Source organism: Pantoea sp. XY16, assembly GCF_025153065.1.
In the GTDB taxonomy this organism is placed as follows: Bacteria; Pseudomonadota; Gammaproteobacteria; order Enterobacterales; family Enterobacteriaceae; genus Pantoea; species Pantoea alfalfae.
Window position 1 is genome coordinate 172042 of the sequence record NZ_JANZNP010000004.1, and the last position, 17306, is coordinate 189347.

Consider the following 17306-nt stretch of genomic DNA (forward strand, 5'->3'; position numbering starts at 1 on the left):
GTCTATGTGTTCTGCCCGTAAAGCTTACTGATCCTGCGTCAGAATGCCTTTAACATCATGTGGCTCAGAACGCAGATATTGCGGCGGAACCTGGACTTTGCCTTCCAGCACAGCCGCAGCGTGCCACGGCCAGCGTGGATCGTAGAGAATACCGCGCGCCAGTGCGACCAGATCGGCATCGCCCTGTTGAAGCACACCTTCCGCCTGCTGCGGTTCAGTAATCAGGCCAACCGCAATCACCGGAATCGACACCTGTTCACGGATATCGCGTGAGAACGGCACCTGGTAGTTAGGCCCCACGCTGATTTTCTGATCTTCCGACAGACCCCCACTTGAGACGTGGATATAGGCGCAGTTCAGCGCTTCCAGCTCACGTGAAAAGGCGATCGACTGCTCGATTTCCCAGCCGCCTTCGACCCAGTCCGTAGCAGAAATACGCACGCCTACCGGCACGGACGCGGGTACGGCTTCACGGACGGCTTTGAACACCTCCAGTGGGAAGCGCATACGGTTTTCCAGCGAGCCGCCATATTCATCACTGCGCTGATTCGACAGCGGCGACAGGAACTGATGCAGCAGATAGCCGTGTGCGGCATGGACTTCGATCAGCTCAATATCCAGACGCACCGCGCGTCGGGCGCTATCGACAAAGGCCTGTTTTACCCGCGCCAGATCGTCAGTGCTCATGGCAACCGGCTTCACTTCATCCGCGCTGTAGCTCAGTGCGGACGGTGCCACGGTTTGCCAGCCGCCGGCTTCAGGTGCAATCTGCTTACCGCCTTCCCAGGGTACGGCACACGACGCTTTGCGGCCCGCATGGCCGAGCTGAATGCCCACCGGAATAGAGGAGTAGCGGCGCACATCTTCCAGCACCGTTTTCAGCGCAGCTTCATTGTCATCATTCCACAAGCCCAAATCGCCGGGAGAGATACGGCCAATATCCTCTACGGCGGTGGCTTCAATAATCATCAGACCTGCGCCTGAAAAGGCCAGCTGGCCAAGATGGATACGATGCCAGGCGGTGGCATTGCCTGCTTCAGCGGAGTACTGGCACATCGGCGCAATCACAATGCGATTATCCAGCGTAAGTTCGCCCAGCGAGACAGTGGAAAAAAGTTGGCTCATGTTATCTCCATGGTTTTATGACTGACGTGACAGGCAATAACTATAGCGGGGGATTGGAGAGACCGGGGTTAATGCAACGTGACATTTTATGACTACGTACCGGGTAACGGGTAGATTGCAGCAATCCCTGCGGGTTCTGAAGCAGGGACTGATACGTTAATGGTTCAGCCAGGCTGTACTGTGCAGGTCTGGCTGAACCGGGAGTTTGTCGCGGAAGCTTCGTTACGGTTCGAACGTCAGGGAGTGAAAGTTAAGATCACCAGAGCGCATCGTATTGGCGTCAATGAGAGTAACGGGCATCTGGCCGCGGGACTGGCTGGGCAGGGTTCATTAAGACGTTCAGCTATTCGCTGTCATCAATTTTGCGGCAGGGTGACATGGTGGAGATCCTGCGCGACTGGCGTCCAGCGGGTTATTCGTTTCATCGGGTTTATCCGCAAAACCGGCACGTGAAGCAACGGTTACGGGGGGTTATCGACTGGCTGGTGGCGTGCTTTCCGGCGCGGGTTGCAGAAGAGTGAGGATCCGGCACCTGAGTGCCGGATTGGGCAAATTAGTTGCCGCGATAGGTTGAGTAACCAAACGGGCTCAGCAGTAACGGGATATGGTAGTGCTCACCGCTGGCGTCCATGTTGAACTCAACCGGGATCTCAGGGAAGAAGGTTTTCTGATTGGTTTTTTTATAAAAGTCACCGGTTTTAAACACGACACGGTAGCTGCCCGCGCTGGCCGTTTTGTCCTGCGGGAACAGGGCGCTGATGCGACCATTGTTATCGGTGACGCCTGACGCCAGTTTCACCCAGTTATCCTGCTGCTTCTGATCCAGTTCAACTTCAATACCGGCTGTTGGCTGGCCGGTTTGCAGATTAAGAACGTGCACGCTCAGTGGATTTTTAGCGGTAGCAGGCTGAGCTGCGATAGCGGATGCGCCAGAGGTCATCAGTAATGTTGCGATCAAAGCATATGAAGTTTTCATCAATGTTTCCTTTATTGATTGGTTGAAGTCGGGTGACAGTTCAGAAAGAGTAATGCGCCTGAGGGCAAAGAGATATTCAGCCACAGGAAATGTGAAATTTCTGAGAAAAGACACACTTTTTTAGTTACATCATACAAATATCAAATATAAACCTCAGATCTGCTTCAGTGCAGGCATTGCTTACCAGAATAAAAGTTCATGTTAAACCACTTCTCAATTCTGTCCTGAAAGCAGGGCGTTAACGGGTATGAATTGTCTTTATATGACGTGAGTCAATAAGTTACAGGCTTCACTAATGAAAATAGCCAGAGCGGCGCTGCACCCAGAGTAGCGCCGCTCTTTTTTATTACTCCTGCTGTCCTGATCCGGCATGGCAGCGCAGAGAATCCCTTCCTGGCAATGCCGGTAATCATTATCAGAAGGCATCAGGACGATGGCTATCGCCATACCACATAAACAACCCTATTCAGGACGACAAGCAATGAGAATGAGTAAACTGGCGCTGGCCCTTATGTTACTGGCAGGCGCTACTGATGTTTCAACGGCAATGGCGACGGAGTCATCGACTGCCGATCCCGCCTTAAATAGGCCGGTGAATACCCAGCCTGCACCTGCAGCAGCAGCGGTTTCGCAACCGGAGACGAGCCCGCTATCGCCAGCCAGTACTGAAGCACCAGCCGCGACAACAACCGCTGCTGCATCGCAGCAACCGGCTGGTTCTTTAGCGACAACTTCATCCAGCCCGGCAATATCAGAGCAGCAATCCGTCGCAACGGTGCCAGAAGCTGCATCCGGTTCAGCGCCGGCAACGCAGCAGGCTGAGACTTCTGCACCGGTTCAGCCCCAATCGGACAGTAATCAACCGTCACCGGCTACAAAACCGACAGCTGATTCATCTTCCGGGGCAGAAATGAGTGAGCCACATCCGGCAGTAACCTCAGAGCAGCAGGCCACAGACGAAAACACCTCGCAAAAGCCTGCCCGGACTCAAGCTGCCGCCGACGAACCGCTGTTTACACCTGAACAGGAAGCCCGTATTGGCGAGATAGCACAAGCCTGGCTGCTGAAGCATCCGGAATTACTGGTTGAAGTGGATCAGAAACTGCAGAAAATTCAGTATGACGAGCAGATGAAAGCGATGACCACTGCGGCAATTAAACATCAGGATGAAATGCTGAATGATAAAACGGTACCTGCTATTGGGCCTGAGAACGCTAAAGTCGCGGTTATAGAATTCTTCGATTATCAGTGCAGCGTCTGTGCCCGTCAGGCCCCCGTTATTCAGTCACTGATGAAAGCGAATCCCCAGGTACGCTTTATCTTTAGAGAGTGGCCCATTTTTGGCTATCGCTGGAAACCGTCTTTCCAGGCGGCTGAAACCGGTTTACGAATCTGGCAGCAAAGAGGCGGTGATGCCTATATGAAGTATCACAATGCGCTATTTGCCAGTGGTCATATTGAGGGCGCGCTGACACAAAAGGATGTCACTCAAGCCGCTTCTGCAGCCAGTGCCGGTAAGTTAAAAAATAACGATATGCTCGACACACTGTCCCGCACGGATATTCTGGCGAAAAATACAGGCTTTCAGGGTACGCCAGGAATCGTTGTGATGCCTCTGTCAGGTGCGACCGCAGATACGGTGACGATTTTCCCGGGAGGCGCGATGGAATCGATGCTGCAGGATGCGATCAACAAAGCCTCTGTTCAGGCGGGGCACTAGCCGACAGCGAATAACATCACCATAAACTGCCGGCAGGACAAAGGATATCCTGCCGGCATCTGTTCTGTTCCGGATGTTCACCGTTGATGCGCTCTGCGATTAACCGGCAAAATCCCCATCCTCCTGTTTCGTCATGATGCCTCGCGTTCAGCGCCCACATAATTCTGCTGCTCTTAACCTGAGCTGTTCCCGGGTTCATCTGCCTTACCCGATTTGATAATTATTAACGCTGCTCCGGCAATCCGTAGATGTCAGGTTTAAATTAATAATGAAACAGTGTCCTTTTCTGGCTATTTATCTTTCTGTGTAACTTTCTGGTTGTGGTAATGATTCTTATTTTTGATTTGAAGTGGTTGTGAATTTCTTAGATTGTCAATGGCTTGTGTTTATATCTGGTTTAAGAAGTTAAACCCTTCAGAAACGAGATGGGTAAATATCTGGTTAAATTAATTTCGGGCTTTTGTTTTTTTTAAAATTTATATTCATAACATTAGCATTCATCTGGCATGCATGTTTATCTAACCTGCTGTTTTATAATAAACCCGGACTGGCTATTAATTAGCCTGTGGCGATTGCTGTATTTAAATTTTCTGTTTTTTTTGCTCGTCATCTTTAAACGGAGTTAAGGGGTGATGATTGTTATCTTTAAACGCCGGCCTTATACTCTGGACCATCAGGCTATCAGAATAGAATTATTTAAATCGTGACTTCCCTGTTGCGTGAAAAGGGATAGCTCGCCGGTTTGATTAGGTTAAATGTATTTAAGAAGATGCTGATGCTGTATGGCGTAACTGTTTCGTGCAGATTAAACAGATTTTTAGATTCATTTTTGAAAGAGTCCGTTTAATGAACAACAGCGTAATACTTGATCTTTCTCTGCGACTTAAATAAGGCGCAGAAGCAGGGCACTCATGACTCTCACGGGGCGGAATAACCGGGAGAAGCGTGAAGTTATGTTGTGTAGTTACAGAAACTTTAATCAAGGGATATAAAATGAAAATGAAAAAACTGGCTGTCGCCATGAGCACAGCAGTCGCTTTATTTGCAGGTGTAGTCCATGCTGAGACTACTCCAATTACTGTTAATGGCGGCACGGTCCATTTCAAAGGTAAGCTTGTTGCTGCACCTTGCTCAGTAAGCACCGACACCAGCGACCAGGAAGTTAAACTGGGCGAATACACCACTCACCATTTCAAAAGTGCTGGCGTGCTTGGCTCGATTGTACCCTTCCAGATTAAACTGGAAGACTGCGATACCTCTGTAGTGACTACCGCAGCGGTTGCTTTCTCTGGCCGTGCAGATGCGACAGATCCAACACTCCTGGCAGTAGACCAGGACCTTTCATCGTCTAACAGCGGAACTGCTACCAACATCGGTATTCAGATTCTGGATAACAGTTCTGCCGTGGTGAAACTGGATGGTTCTACCTTCACTGATAAAACCACACTGATTAATGGCGAAAATATCCTTAAATTTGCTGCGCAATATAAGTCAACCGGCGTAGCAACCGCGGGTGATGCGAACGCTGACGCGAATTTCATCATGCAGTACAACTAAGTTCTGTGCCCATTTCGTCCGGTTGTTGAACGGGCCGAATGGGCATTTCTTAGAGGCTGAATTGATGATGCGTTATGATTTTATCACCTTGTCTGTTGGCTTATTGCTGACTTCTTTCGCCGGATATGGCGCTATGAAAAATGACGTTGCTGAAATAACAAGTGGGAAATTACATATTCACGGCAAGGTTATTTCCGGGGCCTGCGTAGTCACCTCAGATAATGTGGATATGCACGTTGATATGGGTCAGTTTACGTTGCACGGATTTAAGCAGCCTGGTGATATCACCACCGCGGCGCGGCCCTTTACGGTTCACTTAGCTGACTGCAAAAGTGAAATCAGCAGCGGCGTAAATATTTCCTTTTCAGGAAGGGCGAACCCGCAAATGCCGAACCTCTTTCAGGTTTTGTCCGATGATGAGAGTACGGAAAACGTCAGCCAGAGTAGTGAAGATAGTCATGTAGGATTATTAATCTCTGGCCCACAAGGGAAACAGATTAAACCGGATGGGGCACCCGTGGTGCTACGTCAGGCGAGTGGAAAGGATACGGAGATCCATTTTATCGCACGTTATCTCGCCTCTTCTGTACGTGTTCATCCTGAAGAGCTGCACAGTGAAGTTCGTCTGAATATCGCGTACCCCTAATCTGAATCCCTTAATCAGGTCAAGTAATCATGCTGAAAAAATCATTAATCTCTGCGGCCATGCTGGCTGCCTGTGTAGTAAATACGGCTCATGCTGGCGGTATTGCGCCAGGGGCCACCCGTATTATTTACCCGGAAAGTGACCATCAGACATCGCTATCAGTCACCAATAGCGACAGTCATGAGCGCTATCTTATTCAGGCATGGGTGGAGGATGAAAAAGGGCAGCGGGTAAATGATTTTATCGTCACGCCACCGCTGTTTGCCGCGGCACCAAAAAGTGAAAACAATCTGCGTATTGTTTATACCGGCGCGGCCCTGCCCAAAGATCGTGAAAAAGTTTACTGGATGAACGTAAAAGCGATTCCGGCGGTTAATAAAGAGGCGATGAGCGGGGGGAATACCCTGCAACTGGCGGTTTTGTCAAGAATGAAGCTTTTTATGCGGCCGGATGGCTTACCGATTAGCGAAGTGGAATCGGCGAAAAAAATCGGGTTTCAGGAAAGAGAAGGGCAGCTCACCATTAATAATCCAACGCCCTATTATCAATCGCTGGTCAATATCAGCGTGGGAAATAAGAAGCTTGAAAACAGCATGGTTGCCCCGTTTGGTCAGCTCGCGCTTTCATTACCACGAGGCGTCTCAGGAAGCGTTCATTACCAGACCATAAATGATTATGGTGCTATCACCGCGCCACAAACCAGCGGCACGCATTAATCGCTTGCCACGATTTCATCTTTTTTAAACGCTCAGGGACACGATAATGCGCCACTCGGTATTTAGCAGGCCGGTTCAGGAGAAGATGCCCTCTTTTCGGTATTCAGCTCTTGCCCTGTTTGTCGCGCTATCCGGTTCGGCTCAGGCTCAGGACTGGTTTAACCCGGCCTTTCTGACGAAAGATGGCAATGAAGTTGCCGATCTCTCTCGCTTCGAAAACGGTTCAGGACAACTTCCCGGCGTTTATCGTGTTGATATCTGGCGCAACGATGAGTTTGTGACCACCAGTCCGATGCGCTTTGTTGCCGTTGCTTCTCAGCCTCAGGTCAGCCCTGCATCTGAAGCGGTGAAACAGGACGGGACAGGATTGCAACCCTGCGTGACTGTAGCATGGATGAAACGGCTGGGCGTTCATACTGAAAATCTGACGGCGTTAAAGGCGACGGATAATCAGGATCAGTGCATCGATCTCGCGAAAAGCTTTCCGGGTGCCGCCTCATATTATGATTTTGCCTCCCAGCGCCTGATGCTGACCTTTCCTCAGGCTGCGCTGAGAAACAGTGCGCAAGGCTATATTCCGCCAGAGGAGTGGGACGAAGGTATCAATGCGGCGCTGCTGAATTACACGCTCACCGGCAGTAAAGGTGACAGAAACAATAGCTATTATCTGAACCTTACCAGTGGTCTGAATATCGGAGCATGGCGGCTCAGAAATAACGGTGCCTGGAACCACTCCGATTATGCTGATGGCTATCATCAAAGCCAGTGGCAGAATATCTCCACCTTTGCGGAACGCACCATCATTCCGTTTAAAAGTGAACTGGTTCTGGGAGACAGCAGCAGCTCAGGTGATATCTACGATAGCCTGGGATTTCGCGGCGTACGGCTCTACTCCTCAGATGCGATGTACCCAAACAGTCAACAGGGCTATGCGCCGGTGATTCGTGGCATTGCATCAGGGCGCTCGCAGATTACGGTGCGGCAAAATGGTTATGTGATTTACCAGAATATTGTGCAGTCCGGTGCATTTGAAATTACGGATTTGAATGCCACATCATCCAGCGGTGACCTGGACGTTACGATTAAAAACGATGCCGGTGCAGTGCAAAAATTTGTTGTGCCATATTCTACCGTGCCGCTGCTGCAGCGCGAGGGGCGAACAAAATATGATCTGGTTGCAGGTCGTTATCGGAGCGGTCTGGCAGGTAAGGAGGATCCTTTATTTGCTCAGGGCACGCTTGCCAGAGGTCTCAGCAATGGCACAACGCTGTATGGCGGGAGCCAGATTGCCAGAAATTACCTCTCGGTTCTCACGGGGCTGGGACGCAATCTCGGTGACTGGGGTGCAGTCTCTGTTGATATCACCGCTGCCCGCAGTGAACTGGCGGATGGCAGTACGCATAATGGCCAGTCTGTCCGGTTTCTTTATGCTAAATCGCTGAATCATACCGGCACCACATTTCAACTGCTGGGTTATCGCTACTCAACGCGCGGCTTCTACACGCTGGGTGAAACCGCATGGGAAGCGATGAACGGATATCAGAATGAATGGAAAGATAGGGGGGACGGGCGCAGTCCGCAGCTTGAACCCGTCAGTTACCACAATCTTATGAACAGCAAAAAAGGGCGCTTTCAGCTGAGCGTTGCCCAGCAGATCAGCGACTGGGGCTCGCTAAGTCTAACCGCCACACATCAGGACTACTGGAATAGCAGCGGCAGCGATGAATGGTATCAGGCTGGTTTCTCCAGCGGCTGGCACGGCATTAATTACAATCTCTCCTATGCGCTCAGCCGCAGCAAGGGGATGCCGCAAACCGACCGGCTTATCTCGCTGAACATCTCGATTCCATTCGGACGCTGGCTGGGCCATGACATGGCCGAGCATGAAGCACTCAACAGTATGTATGCGACGGCCCAGGCTAACCGCGATCAGGATGGGGTTACCCAGATGCAGACGGGGGTGACCGGCACATTGCTGCAGGGCAATAACCTCAGCTATAGCATCATGCAGGGACACAGTAACCGAAATGGCGACAGCGGTAATATGAACGTCAGCTGGGACGGGTCAGATGCCAGAGCGAGCGGGGGTTACAGTTACAGTAATGGCAACCACGCGATGAACTGGGACGTTTCAGGCGGGATCATCGCCCATGCCAACGGCATCACGTTCAGTGAGCCACTTGGGGATACCAATGTCCTGATCAAAGCGCCGGGTGCTAAAGGTGTGCATGTCGAGAATGAAACCGGCATCAGTACTGACTGGCGGGGCTATGCGGTCATGCCGTATGCCTCGGTTTATCGCAGTAACCGGGTCGCGCTGGATGTAAAAAGCCTGGATATGCACACCGATCTTGACGATACCGTCCGCGAAGTGGTGCCAACGGAAGGCGCGATCGTGCGGGCGGAGTACACTGCCCATGTCGGATTACGCGCAATTTTCAGTCTGATGCACAACGGTCGTCCCGTTCCCTTTGGGGCTTCAGTGACCGATAAAATCACCGGTGCGACCAGTATTGTTGGTGACACTGGCGACGTCTATATGACAGGGATTAAACCTAAAGGCACGCTTTCTGTGATATGGGGAAGCGGCTCGTCGGATAGTTGCATGATTCCTTATGAGCTGCCTGCAGAAAGTGAAAAATTACCTGTCGCGCGTATGACACTTAACTGTATTGCTATGGTGAAAAATAATAAATGACTCTATTGCCGGGACTAATGCACAGAAAGTCAGCACTGTCTGCTTCAGTGCTTTTATATTTATCATTACTGGCAGGCAGCGCGCCTGCCTTTGGCTACAGTTACCACTGCACCGCACAGGGTGGAACGCACAATTTTGTAATTGATAATATCCAGAAGGATATTTCAGATAAAGATAAGGATAAAGCGGGGGCTATTATTACCGATGCGGAAGATTTTCAGGGGCAGGGATCGTATACCGGCCATTGTGATGAACCCCCTTATCCTTTTACAGCCGAAGCCTATGCGACAGCGGTCAGTCCGCTTCAGCCCTCAGAAAAAATCGGCGACACGCAGTGGTATAAACTCAACGACTATCTTGATGCATCGTTTCAGGTTTTTGTAGGCGGGAACAGTCAAACGTTTCCACAGGTGCCTTTTTATGATGTGTCAAATAAATTACCGATGAACCGGAGCCAGATGAGCAGTGGCTGGGGAACCGGCAACAGCGGAAAGATCTCGTTAAGGATCCGAAAACCTTTTATCGGCTTCTCACAATTCAGCGTTCTGGCGCTACAGACCTACTTAAATACGCAGCAGGGCATTCAGGTCAGCGGTGAGGCTATCGCCAGCGTAACTATTGGCGGACAAATTACCATTCCGCAAAATTGTGAATTTTCGCCAGATAAAATCATTACGATTGATTTTGGTAATATTGGTGCCTCTGCGTTTGCCGCTGCAGGCGCGGGCAATAAACCCGCCGGTGTAAATCCGCAGACCCGCAATATTGGTATTTCATGTAAAAATATTGATGCGCAAGCCATGCTCTCCTTAAGGCTTGAGGCGAACAATGTCGCCAGCAATGCGATTGTCTCGGATAACCCGGATCTCGGTTTCGTTCTGGCCGATAAAGACAGTAAACCCTTAATTCCCAATAATGCGGAGAGTAAAATCCCTTTTCAGCTTGATGGCAATGCCTCTGCAACCGTTCCCATTACGGCCTGGCCCGTCAGCATTACCGGCAATAAGCCAGCGGAAGGCAGATTTACCTCCGAAGGCTATCTTCGGGTCGATTTTGATTAAGGCGGGAAGATAATGGCTATGAATCAGTCAGGTCGCACTATTTTGCCAAAAATCATCCTGATGGCCGGTGGTGCAGCGATACTTTTTTATACCTCGCAGTCGGTGGCAGCCGATGCGCTGGCACAAATTAATATTCGCCTTACAGCAACCGTCGTCGCGGTCGGTTGTACGGTCGATCCAGGCGACGTCAATAAACCCGTTGACCTCGGCGAATGGCAGACTAAGCAGCTGGTTAAAACGGGGCAGACAACCAAACCGGTGCCGTTTAGTCTTCATCTGACCGGCTGTACTGCCGACAATGCAAAACTGACGTTCACCGGCACTAAAGATACCAATGACAATACGTTACTGGCCATTGATAGCAGCGATGAGAATGCCGCTTCCGGTGTGGCGATTGAGATTCTGGACAGCCAGCATCATCGTATCCCGATGGGTGGGGATACGCCGTCTGCCGTGATCGATGCAAACGGAGATGCCACCCTGGATTTCTGGGCTGATTATGTTTCAACTGACGTGAAAAACGTAAAGCCAGGGGATGCGAACGCCGCGACGCAATTCACACTGACTTATGATTGATGGATAGCTGTGCGACCTCCGGAATTGTGGTTGCTTTCGGTGCAGAAAGAAAACAATCAATGTGTTCAGGCCCGACAGGTAAGGTGGCAGTGGCGGTGCGATTTCAGAACAGTGAAATGGCACGCTTGCCAATCGCGATTTACAGACCCTCAGGGACAGAATGAACCTAATGATTCAGGGTTGAAGCAAAGCAGGGAACATCGGACCCGCAGTTAAGCCTGCAATAATCTCTATCATTTAACATAATATACATTATGCGCATACTCATTATGGCCGGAAGCGTGATGCTCTGTTGTATGGTCTGCTCACCATTTTGGGCTGATCCTGACGGTTTTCCTCTTTACAGCAAAATCTGTCAGAAACGATCACAATGTCTGCCTGGCCTTGTTACTGTCGCTTACTCTGTTCCGAAACTGAAATAATGTGATGCTACTTATTCAGCATGGCTTTCCCGGCGGGACAGCTTCTTCAGTGACGCTACACGCTATCCTCTTACCAACAAATCTGATGTCGAAAATGTGCAGTCGGACGATGCGATGACGGCTTCGCCCTTTGCGGCTGGCTGAATGCACTGCTGCGTATTCTGACCGTTTCTCTGCTCAGGTGCTTTGCACAACTTAAGCAGTGACGTCGCTACGTGAAAATTAGCGCATTCATCAGGGCTGTCGGCCACAAAAATGCTGTAGAGGCGTCTATACATCACCGCTTTATGTTCATCCTCATAGTCTGCCGTGCAAACCACTAAGTTGTCGTAAACGCGTCCACGTGTAACTACGCTTTCTTCACTCCGTTCCTTGCCAGGTTCATCCTGTAATAAGCAAGAAAGCCTGAGTCAGCTTTCTGCTGGCTGTCTGGTCAGCCGGACTCATACTGGCTATTCGCGTTTCGATTGCAAGGCAGTCACCGTGGCGCAGTGATGCTTTTGCCCTGAGCCTTGAAAATAAAAGTCAGTGACATCCGGTTGTTTTCAGTACTATCAGCGACACGCAAAATGAGACGTAACGTCCCTGCTCTGTCCCGTCATCCAATAACTATCTTGTATAATCTGACAAAAAAGAGAAACGTAAATTTCGCACAGCAAAGATGATTCTTCGCATACAAATTCTGAATGATAACGCCCGGGAAAGAAATAAATATAGATCTCTTTTCTTTTAATGACACTGCCAAAAAGAGTGATGTTTTCATGCGCTAAATAACTGATTTAGATCAATATTTATAGCAAGTGCGTCAATTAACATATTTGTTACCAGGAGTATTCTTAATTAAATGGGATGTGAACGATAAATATCGTCGCTAATCTTTTTATTAAACCCATTTAAAAGGCAGCTCGTTTCAATGAAAAAGGGAGTAAGTCCTGATAGAGCTAGTAAAAAATCATTTATCAATGCCATCATAGTGGCCGTTATAGACAAAATCGGCCACTGAACAAAATTCGCTCACATTTAGCTTTGAGTGCGGAATTTTTATTGATCAAAGTGGCGTTATTTGCGAAATATTCCTAACGGACGTAAAAAAATCCTGGTCTCTCAGCACTGCTGAAGGCGTCGTCGCCCTTTTTTTCCCGAATTTTCAACAAATATTACTCCCGCCCGTGGAGGTGGCTCCTTAAGAAAAATCCGAATGAAGAAAATAGCGGATAATTTTCATCGCCTTGAAACGCGGAGATTTTTATCGATAAAATAATCACAACTCTCGCAACAACGCCAAAATATTATGATAAAGATAACCAGAGAGGAAATTCGCTGCGCCAGTTGTAAATATGGCTGTGATCTCACCCATCGCGCATCAGACATTTATAACAGATGTCCGTTGCAAAAAATTACCACCTGGCCTGGAGGGAATCATTTTTTCTCTTCATCCATACTCAGCATGGTCGCTGGAAAATATGAGAGCCTCTTTTGCAGAGGATGTGTATTCGTTGACTTCTCCAGGGAAAATGTCAGGTACTTTACCAATAGCAACTGGATTGAGTATTTAAAACATACCGGATTAATGCTGATTATCGTCAGTGATCGCCATATGGAGCCGCTTGCGGCTTACTGGCAAAAAGAGGACCTGCGTATACAAACTGTGATTTATGCCGACCTGTCCCTGGAGGAGATAAACGGACAAATCCAGGGCTGTTATTTCGGTTTAAAAGGCGAAGTCAGGAAAAAAGTAAATGCACTTAAACAGGATGAAGTTCGGTTCCTTGATCTGGCGATGAACGGACTTTCACTGCCGATTATTGCCAGAGAAATGGGAGTTGAAGTCAAGCGTGTTTATAACATCAAAGATGCCATTCGCCGGAAAATGGGCATCAGCCTCAATCAGTTATTTTCCGCATAATTATGATAAAGGAGTATTAATGAACACCAAACTCAGAACGCTTAATTTTGCTGTGTTAATCAGTGCCGGACTGGTGTCAGCCAGCGTGTTTGCAGCTTCAGATAACACCATCAATTTTCAGGGAGAAGTTACTACTGAAACCTGTTCTGTTTCCGTAAATGGCAACAATGCATCCCCTGTCGTGCTGCTTCCAACGGTCAGTACTTCGGACCTTGCTGCCTCTGGTGCAACTGCGGGGGATACCACCTTCACCGTGGGCGTTAGCGGCTGCGCCGGGGACAGTACCTCGGCCACCAAAATCTCGACGGTGTTTGTGGGGAATAACGTTAGCGCTGCCGGTAATTTATCTAACACCGGAACCGCAAAAAATGTTGAGGTACAAATCCTAGATCCGAAAGATGCAGTGGTTAATCTGACCAGCGGTTATACCGGCAGCGGTGATCTGACATTGCAGACCGGTGAAACTTCTGGCTCTGCCACCTACTCTGCCCGTTATTACGCAACAGGGACGCCAACGGCGGGTACCGTTACCGCATCACTGCAATATGCCGTGACTTACCAGTAATATTTTTCGTGCGTATCCGGATAGCCAGATACGCACGCCACGCTTGAGATATCCGACATGTATTCGCGCATTATGCTGTTCCCATTAAAAATGGTAATACTGTTTTTTTTGATGACGTTTATTTCGGATAACGTCCAGGCAAGCGTCACTATTCTTGGCAGCCGAATTATTTATCCGGGCGATGCTCTCTCCGTCGATGTTCAGTTAAAGAACAACGATAATATGCCTTATGTCATTCAGGCCTGGCTTGATAATGGCAATATGGATTCGCAACCTGGCGATAAGAGTGACGTGCCTTTTATTATCACGCCACCACTGTTTCGGATCCAGCCTCTGACCGGTCAGGTTTTAAGAATCCGATTTCTGCCAAAGGTCTCATTACCACAGGATCGCGAAACGATTTACTGGTTCAACTCTCTGCAGATCCCCCCTGGGAATATTCAGGCGGAATCAGGCCGTAACAGTATTGTTTTAATGTTACGTAACCGCATGAAACTCTTTTATCGTCCTAAAGCGATTGGTCAGCCGGTTAATGTTTTCGACAGTGTAAAAGTAACGATGCAAAAAGAGGGGGTTGAAATCAACAACACTCAACCCTGGTATCTCTCACTTACAGAAGTTGCAATAAAAACAGCAGGAAAAAAAACAGCCTGCAAAGCCGACATGATTGCGCCCTTTTCCAAAAAAATCGTCAGGTGTAAACCGACAACGCACTCTTTATCAGCTAATAGCGTGATTTCTCTTTCAGCAATGAATGACCAGGGAGCTAAAGTCAGTGAAGACTATCCGATTGCAGGCAGGTAATATCCGCATCTTTTTTTTTCCTCTCTGTGCATCATTTACTTTTTCAACGTATGGACACGCTGATGAGTACTATTTCGATCCTTCACTGTTTAAAGGTTCCGCCTTTGGCCAGAATATTGATCAGTTTAACCATCAGACTATCGCCCCCGGCAACTATTATGTCGATATCTATGTTAACAATAAGCTGGTTAAAAGCGGCGTCACCCTGAACTTTCTATCAGCAGAGAAAGGTCAGCCGATAGAACCTTGTCTCCCGCTGACGGTGGCTGAATCATTAAGCCTCAAGTCACTGAATAAATCTTCAGCCAGCGATGACTGTCAGCCCTTGCGTTACTGGTCATCAGCGGCCCGCTGGCAATTTGATCAGGCTTCACTGCGGCTGCAATTCACCATTCAGGATGCGGAGTTAATTCATCTGCCCAGGGGAAATATTCCCGTCACCGAATGGGATAAAGGGATCTCTGCCCTTTTCATCCGGCATAACACCAATTATAGCTGGACGGAAAATACCGCTTCTGGTTACAGATACCAGTATCTCTGGAGTGGCATCACGGCGGGCACGAATATTGATAACTGGCAGCTGCGCCATCAGGGCAATCTGCGGTTTATCGACAATAACGTTACCGGCAGCGATGTTCGCTACACAACGGTCAGAACCTGGCTTCAGCGCCCCATTGAACCGCTGAACAGTCTGCTGACACTGGGCGACAGTTATACAGAAAGTTCGCAGTTTGGCAGCCTTTCTTATAATGGTATTAAGCTCACTACCGATGAAAGGATGCGTCCGCAAAGCCGGCGTGGTTATGCGCCCGAAATTCGCGGTGTGGCCTCCTCCAGTGCCCGGGTTATCGTCAGGCAGCTGAATCGCGTTATTTATGAGACCAGCGTTGCGCCTGGTCCCTTTGTTATCAACGATTTGTACAATACCCGAAGCCAGGGCGATCTCGATGTTGAGATTATTGAAGCCAATGGCAAAACGTCCTCGTTTACCGTTCCTTATGCCTCCGTGCCTGATTCGGTCAGGCCGGGAAACTGGCATTACTCGGTTGCATTGGGTCGGGTACGGCAATTCTACTCAGTTAATAACACCTTCTTCGAAGGGCTGTTGCAGCGCGGTATCAGTAACCGACTGACCGCTACGGCAGGAGCGCGGCTGGCTCAGGACTATCAGGCCTGGCTGCTTGGCGGTGTCTGGACCTCGGCGGTGGGCGCAGTGGGATTAAACACCACCTTTTCTGATGCAAAGGTCGCACAGAACAGAAATGCTTCGGGATGGCGCGCCGAGCTGAGCTACAGCAAAACTTTTGCTACCGGCACCAACCTGGTCCTGGCCGCCTATCGTTACTCAACCAGAGGTTATCGCGATCTGCAGGATGTGCTGGGCGTTCGGCGCCAGCAGAACAATGGCGTCAGTTACTATTCAGATACGCTGCATCAGCGTAATAATTTTTCTGTGACCCTGAGTCAGTCTATGGCCGATTATGGCTTAATCAGCCTGAGCGGCAGCACGGCGGATTACTATAATAACCGGTCACGTATTACTCAGCTTCAGTCAGGTTACAGCAACAGCTGGAATAACATTAGTTACAGTCTCAACGTTGCCCGTCAGCGTACTACCTGGAATTACGATCGTTTCGGGCTGAACCTTGACGAGGGTAATAACTCATACCGCGAGAAATATACCGAAAATACCGTTTCACTGAATGTCTCGGTTCCGCTGAACTGGGGCAATCACACTGCCTCAGTGGCCTATAACTACAACCAGTCTAAAGAAACGCGCAATTCGACTCTCTCACTGACCGGTTCATCTGGCGAGAATAATCAGCGATCCTGGTCCCTGTATGGCGGAACCGAAAATACGCAAAGTAGCAGCGGCCACCGTGTCTCGTTCGGCGGAAATATTCAGCAGAATACGCGCGCAGGTGCGGTCAGAGCGAATTATGGTCAGGGGGATAATTATCGCCAGGCTGGATTAGGGCTTTCTGGTACGTTGCTGATTCATCGCGGCGGCGTCACCGCCGGACCTTATACCAGCGACACTTTTGCGCTTATCCATGCGGAGGGTGCCCAGGGCGCCAGCGTACGCAATGGTCAGGGTGCCGTCATTGATCATTTTGGTTACGCTATTCTGCCGTCGCTGACGCCATATCAGGCCAACACCGTCAGCCTTGATACACGCTATATGAATGCTGATGCCGAATTAAGCGGCGGAAGCCAGCGCGTTGTGCCCTATGCCGGTTCCGTTACCCGAATTAATTTTGCCACGCTGCAGGGTAAGGCCGTCTTAATCGCGCTCAAAAATGAAGATCATGAAATCCCGCCAATGGGCACTGAGGTCCGTGATGCTGATAATACCGTGATAGGTATTGTGGGCCAGGGTGGGCAATTATATGCACGTGTACCGCATGACTCTGGAACCTTAAAGGTAAACTGGGAATATAAGGGCAACAAAACATGCTTTGTTAATTATCAAATAACCGGTCGCGTCAATGAGGATATTGTTCGCCTGGATGCTGTCTGCCATAAGGGTTAAA

At 49.3% G+C, this 17306-nt stretch carries 14 protein-coding genes and 1 pseudogene; 12 read left to right on the forward strand and 3 right to left on the reverse strand.

Annotated elements, in window-relative coordinates:
- Positions 1-24: 24 nt before the first annotated feature.
- Positions 25-1125 (reverse strand): NADH:flavin oxidoreductase/NADH oxidase, encoded by a 1101-nt coding sequence (locus N1689_RS05450; protein WP_161734727.1) that lies wholly within the window; start codon positions 1123-1125, stop codon positions 25-27.
- Positions 1126-1347: 222 nt separating this feature from the next.
- Between N1689_RS05450 and N1689_RS05455 the strand changes: the two are divergent.
- Positions 1348-1646: pseudogene (locus tag N1689_RS05455) on the forward strand (LysR family transcriptional regulator); the annotation flags it as partial.
- Positions 1647-1678: 32 nt separating this feature from the next.
- Here N1689_RS05455 and uraH read toward each other — a convergent pair.
- A complete protein-coding gene (uraH, locus tag N1689_RS05460; protein ID WP_222924034.1) occupies positions 1679-2101 on the reverse strand; it encodes a hydroxyisourate hydrolase in 423 nt (140 codons plus the stop codon).
- 527 nt (positions 2102-2628) lie between these two features.
- The gene (locus tag N1689_RS05465; protein ID WP_260058191.1) at positions 2629-2934 is read right to left on the reverse strand and encodes a hypothetical protein; all 306 of its coding nucleotides are present in this window, start codon (positions 2932-2934) and stop codon (positions 2629-2631) included.
- A 77-nt stretch (positions 2935-3011) separates the two neighbouring features.
- Between N1689_RS05465 and N1689_RS05470 the strand changes: the two genes are divergently transcribed.
- The 11 genes from N1689_RS05470 (at position 3012) to N1689_RS05520 (ending at position 17305) form a co-directional block, all read left to right on the forward strand.
- On the forward strand, positions 3012-3821 hold the full coding sequence (locus N1689_RS05470) for a thioredoxin domain-containing protein (RefSeq protein ID WP_260058192.1): 810 nt from the start codon (positions 3012-3014) through the stop codon (positions 3819-3821).
- Between the two features lie 993 nt (positions 3822-4814).
- Complete coding sequence (fimA, locus tag N1689_RS05475) at positions 4815-5378, forward strand: type 1 fimbrial major subunit FimA (RefSeq protein WP_161734739.1); 564 nt, start codon at positions 4815-4817, stop codon at positions 5376-5378.
- 64 nt (positions 5379-5442) lie between these two features.
- Positions 5443-6024: a fimbrial protein gene (locus N1689_RS05480; RefSeq protein ID WP_260058194.1), complete on the forward strand. Its 582-nt coding sequence runs from the start codon at positions 5443-5445 to the stop codon at positions 6022-6024.
- Positions 6025-6053: 29 nt separating this feature from the next.
- Complete coding sequence (locus N1689_RS05485; RefSeq protein WP_161734744.1) at positions 6054-6740, forward strand: fimbria/pilus periplasmic chaperone; 687 nt, start codon at positions 6054-6056, stop codon at positions 6738-6740.
- Positions 6741-6825: 85 nt separating this feature from the next.
- On the forward strand, positions 6826-9438 hold the full coding sequence (gene fimD / locus N1689_RS05490) for an outer membrane usher protein FimD (protein ID WP_260058196.1): 2613 nt from the start codon (positions 6826-6828) through the stop codon (positions 9436-9438).
- A complete protein-coding gene (locus N1689_RS05495; RefSeq protein ID WP_161734750.1) occupies positions 9435-10499 on the forward strand; it encodes a fimbrial protein in 1065 nt (354 codons plus the stop codon). Before fimD ends, N1689_RS05495 begins: the two co-directional genes overlap by 4 nt.
- A gap of 12 nt (positions 10500-10511) precedes the next feature.
- On the forward strand, positions 10512-11075 hold the full coding sequence (locus tag N1689_RS05500) for a fimbrial protein (protein WP_161734753.1): 564 nt from the start codon (positions 10512-10514) through the stop codon (positions 11073-11075).
- A 1809-nt stretch (positions 11076-12884) separates the two neighbouring features.
- A complete protein-coding gene (locus N1689_RS05505) occupies positions 12885-13403 on the forward strand; it encodes a LuxR family transcriptional regulator (protein ID WP_237566717.1) in 519 nt (172 codons plus the stop codon).
- Between the two features lie 19 nt (positions 13404-13422).
- The gene (locus N1689_RS05510; protein WP_260058199.1) at positions 13423-13968 is read left to right on the forward strand and encodes a fimbrial protein; all 546 of its coding nucleotides are present in this window, start codon (positions 13423-13425) and stop codon (positions 13966-13968) included.
- Positions 13969-14025: 57 nt separating this feature from the next.
- A complete protein-coding gene (locus tag N1689_RS05515; RefSeq protein WP_260058200.1) occupies positions 14026-14772 on the forward strand; it encodes a fimbria/pilus periplasmic chaperone in 747 nt (248 codons plus the stop codon).
- Complete coding sequence (locus tag N1689_RS05520) at positions 14723-17305, forward strand: fimbrial outer membrane usher protein (protein ID WP_405038453.1); 2583 nt, start codon at positions 14723-14725, stop codon at positions 17303-17305. Before N1689_RS05515 ends, N1689_RS05520 begins: the two co-directional genes overlap by 50 nt.
- Position 17306 lies beyond the last annotated feature (1 nt).